Source organism: Ramlibacter sp. WS9 (assembly GCF_003797765.1).
In the GTDB taxonomy this organism is placed as follows: domain Bacteria; phylum Pseudomonadota; class Gammaproteobacteria; order Burkholderiales; family Burkholderiaceae_C; genus Ramlibacter.
In genome coordinates, this window is sequence record NZ_RKMB01000008.1 from 170,601 (window position 1) to 185,050 (window position 14,450).

General features: G+C 60.8%; 13 protein-coding genes. 4 read left to right on the top strand and 9 right to left on the bottom strand.

All coding sequences use genetic code 11. From position 1 onward, the window contains the following. Window positions 1–2 precede the first annotated feature (2 nt). Window positions 3–830: an oxidoreductase gene (locus EEB15_RS14580; protein WP_141510592.1), complete on the top strand. Its 828-nt coding sequence runs from the start codon at window positions 3–5 to the stop codon at window positions 828–830. Window positions 831–890: 60 nt separating this feature from the next. Here EEB15_RS14580 and EEB15_RS14585 read toward each other — a convergent pair whose 3' ends face one another. Continuing rightward, the gene (locus EEB15_RS14585; RefSeq protein ID WP_141510593.1) at window positions 891–1,361 is read right to left on the bottom strand and encodes a MarR family winged helix-turn-helix transcriptional regulator; all 471 of its coding nucleotides are present in this window, start codon (window positions 1,359–1,361) and stop codon (window positions 891–893) included. Between the two features lie 264 nt (window positions 1,362–1,625). On the opposite strand from EEB15_RS14585, the gene EEB15_RS14590 reads away from it, so the two are divergent. Both EEB15_RS14590 and EEB15_RS14595 read left to right on the top strand, forming a co-directional pair. Next, the gene (locus EEB15_RS14590; RefSeq protein WP_141510594.1) at window positions 1,626–3,383 is read left to right on the top strand and encodes a tannase/feruloyl esterase family alpha/beta hydrolase; all 1,758 of its coding nucleotides are present in this window, start codon (window positions 1,626–1,628) and stop codon (window positions 3,381–3,383) included. 12 nt (window positions 3,384–3,395) lie between these two features. Beyond that, window positions 3,396–5,030, top strand: a complete 1,635-nt coding sequence (locus tag EEB15_RS14595) for a carboxylesterase/lipase family protein (RefSeq protein WP_141510595.1) — start codon at window positions 3,396–3,398, stop codon at window positions 5,028–5,030. A 394-nt stretch (window positions 5,031–5,424) separates the two neighbouring features. Here EEB15_RS14595 and EEB15_RS34600 read toward each other — a convergent pair whose 3' ends face one another. The 4 genes from EEB15_RS34600 to EEB15_RS14610 all read right to left on the bottom strand — a co-directional run bounded on the left by EEB15_RS34600 (window position 5,425) and on the right by EEB15_RS14610 (window position 8,156). Beyond that, window positions 5,425–5,583 (bottom strand): aldehyde dehydrogenase family protein, encoded by a 159-nt coding sequence (locus EEB15_RS34600; RefSeq protein ID WP_199236536.1) that lies wholly within the window; start codon window positions 5,581–5,583, stop codon window positions 5,425–5,427. 12 nt (window positions 5,584–5,595) lie between these two features. Beyond that, complete coding sequence (locus EEB15_RS34465) at window positions 5,596–5,727, bottom strand: hypothetical protein (protein ID WP_255466330.1); 132 nt, start codon at window positions 5,725–5,727, stop codon at window positions 5,596–5,598. A gap of 341 nt (window positions 5,728–6,068) precedes the next feature. Continuing rightward, window positions 6,069–7,154: a zinc-binding dehydrogenase gene (locus EEB15_RS14605; protein WP_233259485.1), complete on the bottom strand. Its 1,086-nt coding sequence runs from the start codon at window positions 7,152–7,154 to the stop codon at window positions 6,069–6,071. A gap of 132 nt (window positions 7,155–7,286) precedes the next feature. After that, window positions 7,287–8,156 carry an alpha/beta fold hydrolase gene (locus EEB15_RS14610; RefSeq protein ID WP_141510597.1) on the bottom strand — a complete coding sequence of 290 codons (870 nt, stop codon included), beginning with the start codon at window positions 8,154–8,156 and terminating at the stop codon, window positions 7,287–7,289. A gap of 172 nt (window positions 8,157–8,328) precedes the next feature. Here EEB15_RS14610 and EEB15_RS14615 point away from each other — a divergent pair, with 172 nt between their 5' ends. Next, window positions 8,329–9,372, top strand: coding sequence for an AraC family transcriptional regulator (locus tag EEB15_RS14615; protein ID WP_141510598.1), 1,044 nt, complete (start codon window positions 8,329–8,331; stop codon window positions 9,370–9,372). Between the two features lie 30 nt (window positions 9,373–9,402). On the opposite strand, the gene EEB15_RS14620 is transcribed toward EEB15_RS14615, so the two are convergent. From EEB15_RS14620 to EEB15_RS14635, 4 genes are all read right to left on the bottom strand, one after another. Next, the gene (locus EEB15_RS14620; protein WP_141510599.1) at window positions 9,403–11,160 is read right to left on the bottom strand and encodes an aldehyde dehydrogenase family protein; all 1,758 of its coding nucleotides are present in this window, start codon (window positions 11,158–11,160) and stop codon (window positions 9,403–9,405) included. Further along, window positions 11,157–12,974, bottom strand: coding sequence for a carboxypeptidase regulatory-like domain-containing protein (locus EEB15_RS14625; protein WP_199236537.1), 1,818 nt, complete (start codon window positions 12,972–12,974; stop codon window positions 11,157–11,159). The genes EEB15_RS14620 and EEB15_RS14625 overlap by 4 nt, the downstream gene beginning before the upstream one ends. A 39-nt stretch (window positions 12,975–13,013) precedes the next feature. Further along, window positions 13,014–13,451: a hypothetical protein gene (locus EEB15_RS14630; RefSeq protein WP_141510600.1), complete on the bottom strand. Its 438-nt coding sequence runs from the start codon at window positions 13,449–13,451 to the stop codon at window positions 13,014–13,016. Between the two features lie 101 nt (window positions 13,452–13,552). Beyond that, the gene (locus EEB15_RS14635; protein WP_141510601.1) at window positions 13,553–14,386 is read right to left on the bottom strand and encodes an SDR family NAD(P)-dependent oxidoreductase; all 834 of its coding nucleotides are present in this window, start codon (window positions 14,384–14,386) and stop codon (window positions 13,553–13,555) included. Window positions 14,387–14,450: the final 64 nt, after the last annotated feature.

Here is a 14,450-nt window from a genome sequence, read left to right on the forward strand (position 1 = left end):
CCATGTCCAATCGACAAAAACAGCAACCCACCCCCGTGGCGATAGTGACGGGAGCATCGGGCGGTATCGGAGAGCTGACCGCGCGGGCGCTGGCGCAGGCCGGATACCGCGTGTTCGGCACCTCGCGCAAGCGCCCCTCGCAGCCAAGCACGGGGGTAGAGCATGTGGTGTGCGACGTGGTCAGCGATGAGTCGGTCACGGCCGCGATCGCGGAGGTCCTCGCCAAAGCCGGCCGCATCGACTTGCTGGTCAACAACGCCGGGGTCGGCCTTATCGGAGCGGCCGAGGAATCATCGATCGAACAGGCGAAGGCGCTCTTCGACGTCAACCTGTTCGGCGTCATTCGAACCATCAAGGCCGTCCTCCCGGTGATGCGCCGTCAGCGTTCGGGCCGCATCGTCAATATCAGCTCCGTGCAGGGATTCATCCCGGCCCCCTACTTCGCGCTGTATGGGGCGAGCAAACACGCGTTGGAAGGCTACTCGGAATCGCTGGACCACGAGGTCCGGGATGCAGGCGTCAGGGTGATACTCGTGGAACCCGCCTACACGCGCACCTCGTTCGAGAGCAATTTGATCCAGGCCGACCAGCCGTTGGGCGATTACGCCCCCGCGCGTTCCAATGCGGAAACCGTGACACGCGAGGTGATGCTGACTGCCGACTCGCCGGATGTGGTCGCAAAGGCTGTCCTGAATGCGGCGACCGCGGCGAAGCCAAACACCCGGTACACCGCGGGTGGCTTCGCGAGGCAAGTGAGCCTGTTGCGCCGTTTCGTTCCACGGTCCGCGTTCGACAAGAGCCTGCGCAAACAACTGCGGATGCCCGCCTAGGCCGCGGTGTCCGGGCAAAGACGCCGACTCACGTTCTGCCTCACCCTCGTCCGTCAGCTCTCATCCCTTGCGACTGTGAGCGACCTTTTGCAGCAATTGAAGGAGCATGAGCCGCTCTGCCTCGGTCAGGTCCCTCAGGATCTCTCGATCGGCCTCGAGCAGCGCCGTGAGAGCCTTTGAGACGAGCGCTTCACCTTTACGGGTGATACGCAGATCCTGGGTGCGTCGATCCACGGAGCCGCGCTCGCGCGCAATGAGTCCGCGCTGCTCCAGCTGATCAAGCCACACCTTGACGCCGGGGGTTGTCACGGCCAGTGACTTGGCGACCCGGGCGGCGGTCACCGGCGCATTTGCCCGGACGAGCTGCAGGATGGTGAACTCGACCTTCCGAAGGTCAAGCGGCTCCCCGACCGAGCGGGTAAAGGCCTCGCTGGTAAGGATCGCGGCCTGGGCCAGCTGGTAACCGAGCAGGTCATGCATGCCGCCCTCTGCGAGCGCACCCTGCGGCGTGAGGGTCTCTTCGGTCTTCATCGGTCGAGTCTAACGGCTGGGTCGATGGGGACAGGTTTGGTCGCCTAATCGTAACTCTACTTAATCACTTTTAGCAAAGAACACCAGGGAATCCCCTAGTGTCAGAAGATATAGATCATTAACTAAACTAACGATTAGTCAAACCGCCGCAGCAGCCATCGGGGCCGCGCGGGGCGCGACCGACCCACCGCTGGAAAAGCCTTCAACGTATGACTCTTTCATTCACGACATCTCGCCGGTCTTGACCGGCGCACGGAGAAACCCATGAAGAAGATTCCGAATAGCCCCTGCCCTGCCCGCCCCGCCGGGACGGCGTCCCATTGGATTGCCGCCGCCTGCGCGGCCTTGCTCGCCGGCTGTGGCGGTGGTGGCAGCAGCGACGGGCTGCCACAGCTGGCCGCGGCCACAGGCGCGCAACTGGGCGCCTGTGCCGACCTGGCCAGCAAGTTCTCGTTCGCCAATACCACCATCACCTCGGCCGCTCCGGTGGCCGAGGGCCCACTGCCGGCCGCGACCGCCACCGCGGTGGCCGGCCCCGTGGTGGGCGCGCACTGCCAGGTAAAGGGTGAGATGTTCCGCCGCACCAGCCCGCAGGACACCAAGAGCTACGCCATCGGCTTCGAGATGCGCATGCCCAATGACTGGAACGGCCGCTTCTTCTACCAAGCCAACGGCGGCCTGGACGGTAACGTCGGCACGGCCCTTGGGGCCATCGGCGGCAGCGCACCAAACTTCTCCAACGCACTGAAGATGGGCTTTGCTGTCATCAGCAGCAATGCGGGTCACGACACACCGGGGCCCTCTTTCGGCATCGACGCCCAAGCCCGGCTGGACTACGGCTACAACGCGGCGGTCAAGCTCACGCCCATGGCCAAATCGCTGATTTCCTCGGCCTATGGCAAGGGACCTGATCGATCCTACTTCGGTGGCTGCTCCAACGGGGGCCGCCACACCTTCGTGGCCACGACCCGCTTGCCCGACCAGTACGACGGCTTTTTGGCCGGTGCACCGGGTTACCGCCTGCCGCTGGCGGCCACCGCCAATATGTTCAGCGCCAAGCAGTTGTTGAAGGTGCCGGGGACCACTGTCGCAGACCTGAGCGTGGCTTTCCCAACCCCGGAACGCGTCGTGGTCTCCAAAGCCATCCTGTCCAAGTGCGACGCGCTAGACGGCGCGACTGACGGCATCGTTCAAGACGTGGCCGCCTGCCAGAAGGCCTTCGACCTCAACCGCGACGTGCCCACCTGCAGCGGCGCGCGGGACGGCACCTGCTTGTCGGCCGATCAGAAGACGGCCCTCGCGCCCATCTTCTCCGGCGCGACCGACAGCACGGGCAAAAAGTTCTATGCCAGCCTCGCGTATGACGCTGGTATTTCAGGCACCAGCTTTGCCACTTGGAAATTCGGTGCCTCGAAGAACCTGGACACAGGCGCCGTTGCCACGGTCTGGGGCGTACCGCCGATCAGTCAGACAGGCTTCGACGGCCCAACGTACTTGACGAGCACATCGGTCGACACCATGCTCGCGTCCATCGCCGCGACCAACAGCACCTACCTCGAATCCGCGCTGTCGTTCATGCAGCCGGTGAATCCGAGCAACCTGAGCACCCTGAAAAACCGTGGCGCCAAGGTGATGGTCTATCACGGCGTCAGCGATCCCATCTTCATGCACGATGACACGGTGACCTGGTACGAGAACCTGCGCAGCGCCAACAACGGCAACGCCGCTGACTTTGCGCGCTTCTACGCGGTGCCGGGCATGGGCCACTGCGCTGGCGGCCCTGCCACCGACCAGTTCGACATGCTCACGCCCCTGGTCAACTGGGTGGAAAAGGGCCAGGCGCCTGACTCGGTGATTGCCACCGCGCGCGGCGCTGCCACCACCGCCGGCGCTGCCAACGTTGACGTTCCGGCCAGTTGGGCCCCCGGCCGTACACGGCCGCTGTGCTCCTATCCGCAAGTCGCGCGCCTCAAGGCCGGCGCCACCGACCTTGAAAGCGCCAGCAGCTTCAGCTGCCAATAGTAGGAGTCCCCCGTGATCCGTCGTCCCTTCTCGCTAGCCTTCTGGATCGCCACGAGCGCCGCCACCCTTGCAATGGTTGGCTGCGCGAACAAGGCGGGGGTTGCAGTCGATGCAAGCCGCTCGACCGCAACAACCGTAACGACCGAAAACGGCAGCGTCAAAGGTCTTGCGAAAGGAAGCGCGGAGGTATTCCTCGGCCTGCCTTTCGCAGCGCCACCAATGGGAAGCCTGCGCTGGGCACCCCCCGAGAGAGCCGCTTCCTGGCAGGGCGTACGAGACGGGACGGTCGCGGGACCGAGTTGCCCGCAGATGGGCGGCTCCCCGGTCATCGGTCGGACCGAGAACGAGGACTGCCTTCTTCTCAACCTCTATCGTCCCGCCGGCACTGCTTCGGGCGCATCGCTCCCCGTACTTGTGTATGTTCACGGTGGGGCCAATACCGTCGGCGGCGCAGTCCAGATCGACGGCGCTCGCATGGCGACAGAAAACGGGGTTATGGTCGTTGCCATCAATCACCGCCTGGGATCACTCGGTTTCTTGAATCATCCCGCGCTCGCCCAGCAGGCCAAGGATCGCCTGGCGGGAAACTATGCATTGCTTGACATCAAAGCAGCGCTGGAATGGGTTCAACGCAACATCGGTGCATTCGGCGGCAATCCCAAAAAGGTGACGTTGGGAGGAACCTCGTCGGGAGGAACCAACGTTTGCCCGCTCCTTGTCAACCCTGGCACCGCTGGACTCATTCATGCGGCGATCATTTCCAGTGATGATTGCTTGCGGGACGTCGACACGGTCGCGCAATCGGAGGCGCGCGCGACGGCGTTCGCGGCCAAGCTTGGATGTACGAAACCTGAGAATGTCGTGACCTGCCTGCGCTCCAAGAGCGCCGGCGAGTTGGTGACTGCGGGCGGCGCCTGGAATCCACATGTCGATCCCAAGGGCTTTCACCGCAAACCTGCGATCGACACGATCGCGGCAGGCGAATGGAGAGCCGTGCCTGTATTAATGGGCAGCACGCGGGAAGAAGGTCGTGGTTCCGGCGGGGCCTTCGCCAACTTCACGGCGCAGGCGTACGCGACCTGGGTCACCCGGCTGGTCGGGGCTGACCGCGCCCCAGCGCTGCTGGCGGCCTATCCAGCGGACAAATACTCGGGCCAGTACGCGCTGTCCTATGTGGTCGGAGACCTCATTACCGACAGCGGGATGCGCGGTCTCGGCGGTTGCACCAACCTGGCGCTGGCAAGATCTATCGCCCGGCAAGCACCCACTTACTACTATCAGTTCGAGGATTCAAGCCCACCGGCGCCCTCGACGCCGCCAGGCTATGAGTTTCGCGCCTCACATGGGCTCGATACGCCGTTCACGTGGCCCGATTCTCCTCACATGGCCCAGTCCTCCTCACGGTTTAGCGAAGCGCAGCGGCAGTTGTCGAAGGAGATGACCCGCTACTGGGCCGCTTTCGCCAAGAACTTCAACCCGGAGGTTCCGGGGCAGGCGGAGTGGCCTCGAATGATCGCCGACGGATCGTTGATGTCGCTGCGGCCAGGCGGACAGAGCCGAGCTACGCCTGTCGCACAGTTTGCAGAAATGCACAAATGCGCTTTGTGGGAAAAGATGCCTTGGGTGCTCGATCGCGGCGAACGCTGACCTGCTGCCGGTGATCGCTGGTGCGGGCACGCTGCAGTCATCAGGGCCCACCTGAGCCGCACGGTCAACTGTACCGCCCCAAACAAAACCTGACAGGCCGCAGACCGTGTCCTTGGCGATGGCGATGGCGATGGCGATGGCGATGGCTTCTTGTTCGCTGTCATTGGAATCGTCGTCAACACCGGCCGGAAGATTTCCCCCTGAGCGATACGTCCGTTATTGTTTGATGCACTGAACACGGTCGGCTTGGCGAAATAGCCGCGCGCCATCCGTCAGGACGACCCGTACCCCCGGCAGCAAGTTTTGCTTCCTCTTCGATGCCGGTCTGGATCATGGCCTGCACGCGGCGGTACTGTCGCTCATTGGAGATGGGACCGGTGGCGGTCTTCGCATCCTATTGGTCACCTACGATCAGCGTGGCAGCGGCCGCTGCGGTTATGCGTTCAGCCTCGGCCAACCTGGATGCGGGGACCAGCATGCGCGAAGGCGCGTTGCAGCTCTGACCGGTGTTGCTCATCATGCCCAGAACGCGAGCGGTGACGCTTTCCTGCAACGGCGCATCTTCTCAAATGATATTGGCCGACTTGCCGCCCAGATCGAGCGATACAACTTTGATCGTGTCGATGGCGATGCTGGTGTGGACTTGTTGTAGGAGATCGAGTCTGGCGCGCCTCGAGCCTGCAGTGATTTTCTTCAAGCATCAGAGCGAGGAATAGGATATGGTCGCGCTCGACATCGCTCAGCAGCTTTCCTTGCGTGTCGGCGGTTTCGATCGCGTGAGCCAGCATCACCCGCGCGCCGTCAGCTCGTCGATGCTCACGCGTGCTCCCATTGCGCGTTATGTTGCGCGGGCTCTTCGTCAGGGCCCGCAATTCGGTTGTTTCTCGGACGTGCAAAGCGCCCCTTTTGGTGTAGCGTTGGCCCGGTGCAAGTTCGCCAAGGGTCAGGTGGCGCTGGGGAGCTCCGTCGTCGCCTTCTGCCTTGTCAAGCCGGTTCGCGACGAGCACGGCGTCGTCGTCGATCTGCGATGGGACTACCTCATGTGGGTTGGAGATTCGCGCTGCGCGGATCGATCAGTATCTTGGCCTGCTCTTCGGGGTCGCCGAGGGCTGCAAAGGCATTCGCCACCCCATCCAGGCCGACCATGCCGGTCACCATGAAAGCGCAGCTGACCTTGCCTTCGGCAATCATGTGCAGAGCATCGCGGTATTCGAGCGGCGAGTAACCCATCACGAAACGCAAGTCAATTTCCTTGTGGATGCCGAGTGCCGGCTCAATGCGGTCTTCCTGCATGCAGACGCCCGCTACCACCACGCGCGAAAACAGCGGCGCGCCGTCGAGAATGGTCTGCAGGATGCCGGGCACGCCGACGCATTCGAAGATCACCGGGCGCTTCGGTTTCAGGCCGAGTCCTTCCGCAATGCGCCAGACATGCCACCAGGGCAGCGGCAGCTTGCCCAGCCTTTCGCGCGTATCGACGGCCAGTTCCAGCAGGCCGCCGAAGCTGGCAATGTGGCCGTATTGCTGCCAGTTCGCATACGGCGACTCATCTTTCGGGTCGATTACCAGGTCGGCGCCGCAGTTCTTCGCCAGCGCCCGCCGGCCGGCGGAAAAATCGCTTGCCACCACGGTGCGCACGCCCTTGGCCTTCAGCATGCAGATCACGCCCAGGCCAACCGGACCGCAGCCGATCACGATCGCCACGTCACCCTGCTTCACTTCGGCGCGATTGACCGCATGCAGGGCGACGGCCAACGGTTCAGTCAGGGCCGCCTGGTCTTCATGCAAGCCGTTCGGAATCGGCATCATCATGTTTTCATCAACCAAGATGCGCTCGGCATAGGCGCCGGGGGCAAGGGCGGAAAGCCCGAGCAGCTCGATATTGTCAGCCTGGCGCGTGACCGGCACCACCGCTACGCGCGTGCCGGCGCGCTGCTTGCGCGTCGTGCCGGGTCCATGTTCGAGTATCTCGCCGCAGAACTCATGGCCGAACACGATCTCTTCTTCGGCGCGCAGGGAGTTCTTGTAGCCGATACGGGTCAGGAGATTGCCCATGTGGCTACAGTGATGGCGCACATGCAGATCCGAGCCGCAGATGCCGCAGCGCAGGACGCTCAGCAGCACCTGGCCCTTGCCCGGGACCGGTTCGGGACGCTCTACCACCGCGAGTTCGGCGTTCTTGCAAACGACTGCTTTCATGACAGGATTTTTTTCAAAAGATTGATAGTGAATTTCAGGCAGGACGCCGGTGAGTCTTCATTTGGACTCCGTAGGTGAGCTATGCAAGAAATCGAGCAGCAGCGCGTTCACGCGCACGGGATCATCGAGCTGCAGCCAATGGCTGGCGCCGTCGATGCGCTCGTAGCGCCAACTGCCCTCGACCAATTTTTCGCAGTCGAGCATCTGCTTCTCGGCCAGGAATTTATCGCCGCTGCTCCAGATGCCAAGGACGGGGACCGTCACCGGCGGATAAGCGCGCGGCATGAAGATGCCGAGGTTGGCGCGGTAATAATTGAGGGCCGCCGTCAGCCGTCCGGGCCGGGCCAGCCATTGGGTGGCCAGCACGCATTCCGGATGCTGCCCGGTCGCGGCGCGGAACAGGGACCAGTCAAACGAGCGCAGCGCCCATTCTGCGAGACCGCGCAGCTGAAACAGCAGGACGTAATACCCTTTGATTTTTTGTTCCAGCGGGCCGCGCGCATAGGCATTCGGATGGCCGACCGACAGCGCCGCGTAGCGCTCGACCCGCTCCGGATGGCGCATGCAGAATTGCCAGCAGATCGCCGCGCCCCAGTCATGCCCGATCAATTGCGTGCGCGCCACGCCCAGCGCATCGAGCACGCCGACCAGATCAGCTACCAGAAGGTCAATGCGATAGTCGGGCCTGGCCGCGGGCGCGTCCGACCTGCCGTAGCCGCGCATGTCTGGCACGATTACCTGGTAACCGGCGATCACCAGCGCGGGCACCTGCCGCCGCCAGACCGCCATATCGTCGGGAAAACCATGCACCAGCAACAGCGCGGGCCCCTCGCCATGCACTGCAACATTGAGCTCGATACCATTGACACGGAGCTTCCGGCTGGCCGCCGTGACGGCTGCCGCGCCAATTTCCAAGAACTGGGTCATGTCTCCCCTTTTCATTAGTATTTGGACGGTGTCCAATACCTGTTACCAAGACCGGCAAACATCTTTAATTTGTAGGAATGATAGAAATAGAAGCTTTTAAATACGATGTCCGACGCCGCCAACTCCATGTCATTTCCCGACAGCCGGCCGTAACGATGAAAGGCGGGCCGCAATGAAGCCGCAGTCGCGTCGCATCCCGGTTCGTTACCTGCTGCAATTGCGCGACATGCTGCGCGAATCCGGCGTCGACACTGACCGCCTGCTGGTCATGGCCGGCATCAACGAGCCGCGGTTCAATGACGCCAGCTCTCTGCTTTCGGCGGCCGAGGTGGAAGCCTTTGTCTCGTCTGCGCGTCAGCTGACCGGCCGTACCGACCTGGGCTTCGAAGCCGGTCGCCTGATCAAGATGAATTCCCATGAATTGCTCGGCTATGGCATGCTGAGCTGTCGCAATGTGGACCAGGTCCTGCAACTGGTATCGCGCCACTATCACCTGATAACCGAAACTTTCACTCTGCGCTACCGGCGCGAGGACCGTTGCGGCGAAGCGATCTACACGCCGGCGATGCGCATGCCGCTGGAAACGCTGAATTTCTACTACGAGGTGCTGGTCACCGCGCATTGCAATCAGATCCGTCTTTTGCTGGGCAACGATGTACCACCCTACGACTGCTATCTGTCGATGGCCGAACCGGCGCACGGCAGGCGTTACCTGGCACTGGCGCCGGCGCGCTTTCATTTCGAGGAAAAAGCACTACCCGGCGTGCGCGTGGTCATGGGCACGGACTTGCTGAACCTGCCTTTGCCAATGGCTGACCAGCGCATGGTCAAGCAAATCGATGCACGCTGCGACGCGCTGGGCCAGCGCCCGCCGGCCGACGATGAAGGATGGGGCGACTACGTCAGCATGATGCTGCGCCAGGCAAGCGGCGAAATCGTCACGCTGGAAGACCTCGCCCGCCGCATCAATATTTCGCCGCGCACGCTGGACCGCCATCTCAAAAAGGAAAAGCTGCAATTTCGAGACCTATCGCAGCAAGTGCGCTTCGAAAAGGCCCGCGAGCTGCTCAGCGCGCCCGGCGCCACGGTGGTTCAGGTCGCGCTATCGCTCGGCTTCTCCGACGCAGCGAACTTCAGCCGAGCCTTCCGGCGCACCGTGGGCATCTCGCCCAGCCAGTTTCAGCAGGACCTGGCCGGTGACAGTTCCAGCACCTGAGTCTGTGAGATTCCATAGACCCGCCCGTTGTCAGCCCAGCAAGGCATTAAAGAAAATTCGCGGAATTTTCAGAAAGCTCGGTCGGTACTGAAACGCTACCAGCAGCCGCCCCAAAATATGCCCCTTGCGGTTGGTGACGAACCATGGCGGACGGGGCAGCAGGGTAAACGACAAGCTCAGCAAATTGCGGGGAAACGGTCGGAACGGCGCTTCGACCACGGTGCGTTCCGGCCGATCAAACAAGGCGGTGTTATGCACGACACCAATCCCGCTCTGCACGTCCTCAAGCGTGTGTCCGGGAAAAGCGCCCCAGGTAGCTTGCGGTGTTAAAAACCCCAGACCAGTCCACGCATTGATGGCGATGGTGCCGTAGCGCAGCTCGATCAGGAGCTCTTCCATGCGCACCCTGCCGATTTGCGCGATGGTCGCCGGATGGATCACGATATTGGCGCCGAGCGTGCCATGCAATTCCGAATTGACGTAGGCAATGGCGGCCTTCAGAAAGGCCTCCGGATCGGCGGCCGATAGTTCAACCTGACTCATCGCAGGGGCAAATACTTCGGTGGTCCTGTCATAGGCGTTCTCTTTCCCCATCGGCGCGATCAGTACCGGTTCACCCCCGCGCCTTGGCACCCTTTTGGCCTTTGGATTATTTTTGGTGAATTCGGTGATCCTGTCCTTGGCGCCCGGGTAATAGAGACTACGCGCCTGGGAAGCCGAGATGACGTCTTCCAAGGCGCTGACGAAATCGGATTTCTGACTCCATTCCCTCGGCAAGACCAGCACCTGGCAAGCGACACAATTAAATCCGCTGTTATGCAATTTTTGTGTTGCCACCTGCTCGGCCTGGAATTCGATATCGGCGGCCGTCCACGGTCCTGGCACGACGATGGTCGGGCAGACGGCACCCAGTTCCGACGTGATGGTGCGGCTGTTTCTGGGTTTGCCGGCAGCCTTGCTGGCCTTGGCCTCATCTCCCGTACCCCAGACGATGGCATCGTGCGACGCACCGGACCCGGTGATGTGAATTTCGTCCACCAACCTGTGATTGCACAAGTACTGGCCGCAGTCGGCGCCCCCCCGGACAATTCGCACAACGCCGCGTTCGATCAGCGGTTGAAAGACCGGCGTGAGAAATTCAATCAGGTAATCATTGACCGGATTCATTTTGAGAATCACGACCTGGTTCTCGCTAAAGAGCTTTTGAAACACATCCAGTGGCGCGATCGCCGCAATATTGCCCGCTCCCAGCACCAGCGCCACTTTGCCTTTCTTATGGGCGAAGCTCAATGGATCGTAAATCGATGCCGTATTGGCGCGCAGCGTCGCCGGCGTAATTCCGGGTTGCATCCATACATCGACCTTGACGCCACTCAACAGCAAATGGTCCCATATCGAATGCGGCAATACGCGTGCGGCAACCTGGCCATTGGGAAGCTCGCGTACCAGCGTATGGTCCAGATGCTTTTTCCCCTTCACCTGCGATAAGGTCGCAATCATTTGATTACAGTAGCCCATCACGGTGTAGGGACCGGATATCCATTCTTCGCCGACCAGGGGAGAACCATTGGCGATGTCTTTCTTGCGGGCCGCTGTTTCCGCCCAGCTTCTGGCAACCGGCATCAGCCGGTCCTTGATTTCCTGCAGGATGCCGATGCGCTCCGCTACAGTCGTTTTAAGCCAGCGATCCTTGTTTCCAGCAAGAGTGTTTAATGCCTGATCGAGTTCGTCATAGGGAATCGAGGGAATCGAGGGAATCGATTGTTGGGACAATTTCGGGGAAATCATGATTTGGCTTTTCCGGCAGCGAGGGCAGCCTGATCCTTTTCGGCACCGAGAGGGTCGATGCAAATAAAGGAAGGAACATGGTCTTCAATCGCGTAGGCCGGCATGTTCGATGAACTTGAACATACACGCCCATCCCTGGTGAACGACATGTCACGCAGGACGGTCACGCGGGTCGGGCTCGGATAACTCTGAAACGTTTTGCTGACCGGCGAAAAGCGCACGACGCGATCCGAATTATTTGCCGTGATCCACACGTCGCCGGTGCTTTTGTGCACGTTGAGCGCATAGGGCGTCTCGTATTCGCCAGCTGCCACGCCAGGGATTTTCCAGGTTTCGAAATGTTTGGCGCTCGTGTCAAAACTCATCAGGCCGCCCTCGTCAAAGGAAGGAATCCAGAGCACACCCTTGCTATCGAATCGCGGTCGACGCGGCCCCTTCATGGGCGTATCGAATTCGGTGATTTCCATCGTTTCTGCATCGATGCGGCCGATTTTCCCCGCGTACAGCTTGGCGTACCAGATGCTGCCATCGACTGGATTGACATCAATTCCATATGGGAAGGCCAGCACCTGGTATCCCAGGAACTTATGGTGCGAGAAATCCAGCAGCAGAGCCTTGCCCGGGAACCAGGACGAAATCCTCAGAAGTGTCGGAAACAGCATGTCGCTGACCCACCGAAAAAATCCATTGGAGGGCAAGGCCATCACTTTCATCGATTCGGTCTTGGGGTCAAAACGCGCGACCATATTGGATGCGGCAATGGTGAACCAGACGATGTCGTGCTTGTCGACGCGTATCGTGTGCGGATAGAGGGCGTCGTTTCCGACCGGATAAGTCTTGAAGACCTTCGTTCCCGGGTCGAAGGACATCAGGGTGCTCGACAAGGCGTTGGTGATCCAGATACGGCCGTCGGAAGTTTGCGCCATGCTGTGCGGGCCGTGCTTGCCGCTGAACATGCCGATCGGCAGCTGCATGCCGGAGAATTTGCCGCCGCGCGGCAGGTCGATATCGGGCAGCGGATATTTTTCTACATTCCCCGATTGTCGATCCAGCACCCAGACGAGATCGTGTCCTTCGTCGGTGCCGTACAGCTTCTGGTCTTCCGCGACATCGAGGTCGTGGATGAAAGACATGGCATCACCGACCAGCCATTCCTCGGTCTTGGCGCGCGCCAATTCTGCCGTGGGGCCGTAATTGTGCTTGGCCTCAACCGGCTTGTTGGTAAAGCCGCGGCTCAACACATCGGCTATCGTATTTACTTCACCGGATGACAGCATGGCCACCATGCCTTCCATCTTCGTGATGGTGCCGATCCAGGCATCGTGACTGCGCGGGATCCGCGTCGTTGAATTACCCATCTGATGACAGTAATTGCACTGGCTGACAAATGGTCCGCGATCCTCGATCTTTTGCCAGGGCAGCAATGCATTGTGGGCAGAAGCAGACAATGCATCCGATGCGTCCTGTACGTTGGCGAATGTCTTCAGTCGCAAATTCAGCGCGCTGTGCTGATCGGCGCTCACCTGCACAGTGGAGCGGTTGTCTTCATAGTTTGCCATGCGCACCCGCACACCGAGTTTGCCCTCGAAAGGAGTACGTATCGTGTAACCTCCATTGGCATCGGCATACACCGTTTCGCGCCGGTTGGCCGCTTCGTTAAATACCGTGACCATGGCGCCGAACGCCGGCTTGCCATCGGGCGTAGTGACTTGACCGGTAAAGGAAGCCGCGTAGGCTGCGGGAATCCACATTACACTGCCGAGCAAAAGAAAGGCAAGTCGCGCCTGGCGGGTAAGAGCGGGGGGATTCTTCATAAGTTGTCTCTTTTGAAATTGCCGACCGAATTGATAGCTTCAGGCTTGTTCCCACAGGGGCAGGGGATATGCCTTTCCCTGCACCTTGCGCTGCGCGCTGCCTAACCAGACCGGCAGCGTATGACTGAAATGAAAGGATGCAAGGAGGCCGATCGCCAGGATCGACATCAATGGGCCACCAAATAGCAAATTCCCGAGCAGCATGACGCCGGAAATATCGAGCTTCGGCAAATGCAGCGCATCACCCAGCCACAGCACCACGATCAGCAGCAGGCCGGTAAGCTGGTTGAGTTGGAGGATCGACTTGAACAGCCGGAACCCGGTGCCTTTCCACATCAGGATTGCTTGCAAAAGCAGGCAGGCACCCGGCACGTAATAGGCACTGGCGCTCATGCCTAGCAGTGCCATGAAAATACTGGAGGCAAGCAGCAGTGCGGTGAACACTTTGGCTTGGGTTGGTCTGGTTTCTATTTTCATGTAATCACCTCTCGTTTAATGACAATGCCGCAGGTGTACGGGACTCTGTTTCAAGGCATGCACGCTGCTGTTTCTTCTTGCTGGAAATTTGAGCTTCCGCCTCAGAGATATCCGGCCTGGCGGGAAAAGCGCAGCATCATCTTGCGCATCAGCCGCAGCGACAGACGTCGCAGGTGATACGTCAGCGCCGCTCCGGGCCCGCTGAGCACGATGTCGCCGTCGTTCATCACCGCCCTGACCATGTCTTCACCGACCACGTCAGGCGAGCAGCCCTTCGTCGCGTAAAAGTTCTGCAGCTTCGCCAGCGTGGCAGCGGTGACACTGGCTGCGACCAGCGCGTGCGCCTTGACAATGGGCGTATTGATGATGCCTGGACAGATGGTGCTGATATGCGCAGGGGTATCCGCCAGCTCCAGTTTCAGTACTTCGCTGAAACAGAGCACCGCCCCCTTGGACGCCGCATAGGCCGCCATCGACGGGCCGGGATAGTTTGCCGCGCTCGAAGCAACGTTGAGGATGTGCCGTGGTCCGCCGGCGGCCAGCATCTGCGGCATGAAGGCGTGACAGCCATGCACCACGCCCATGACATTGATGGACATCACTCGGCGCCAGTGATCGAGATCGCCCTCCAGGAACTTGCCTAGGTAGCCAATGCCAGCATTGTTGATCAGCACATGGGCAGCGCCGACACGCTCTTGTACCGCAGCCGCGAAGGCGCGCACTGCCGCCTCGTCGGAGACATCGAGCACGCCAGTCAGGCACTTTGCACCCAGGGCTTCGATTTCCCGTCTGACCTCCCCGAGCGCGGTTTCGCTGATGTCTGTGGCAACGATGTAGGCGGTGCGACGCGCAAAGGCGAGCGCTGCAGCGCGGCCGATGCCGGAACCGGCGCCGGTGATGACGACGATCTTGTCCTTCAAATGCTTGATGGCCATGGTTTGTCTCCTTATTTGAATTTCTGATAGAGGAAATCCAAGTGAGCTTGCCGCAATGTGCAGG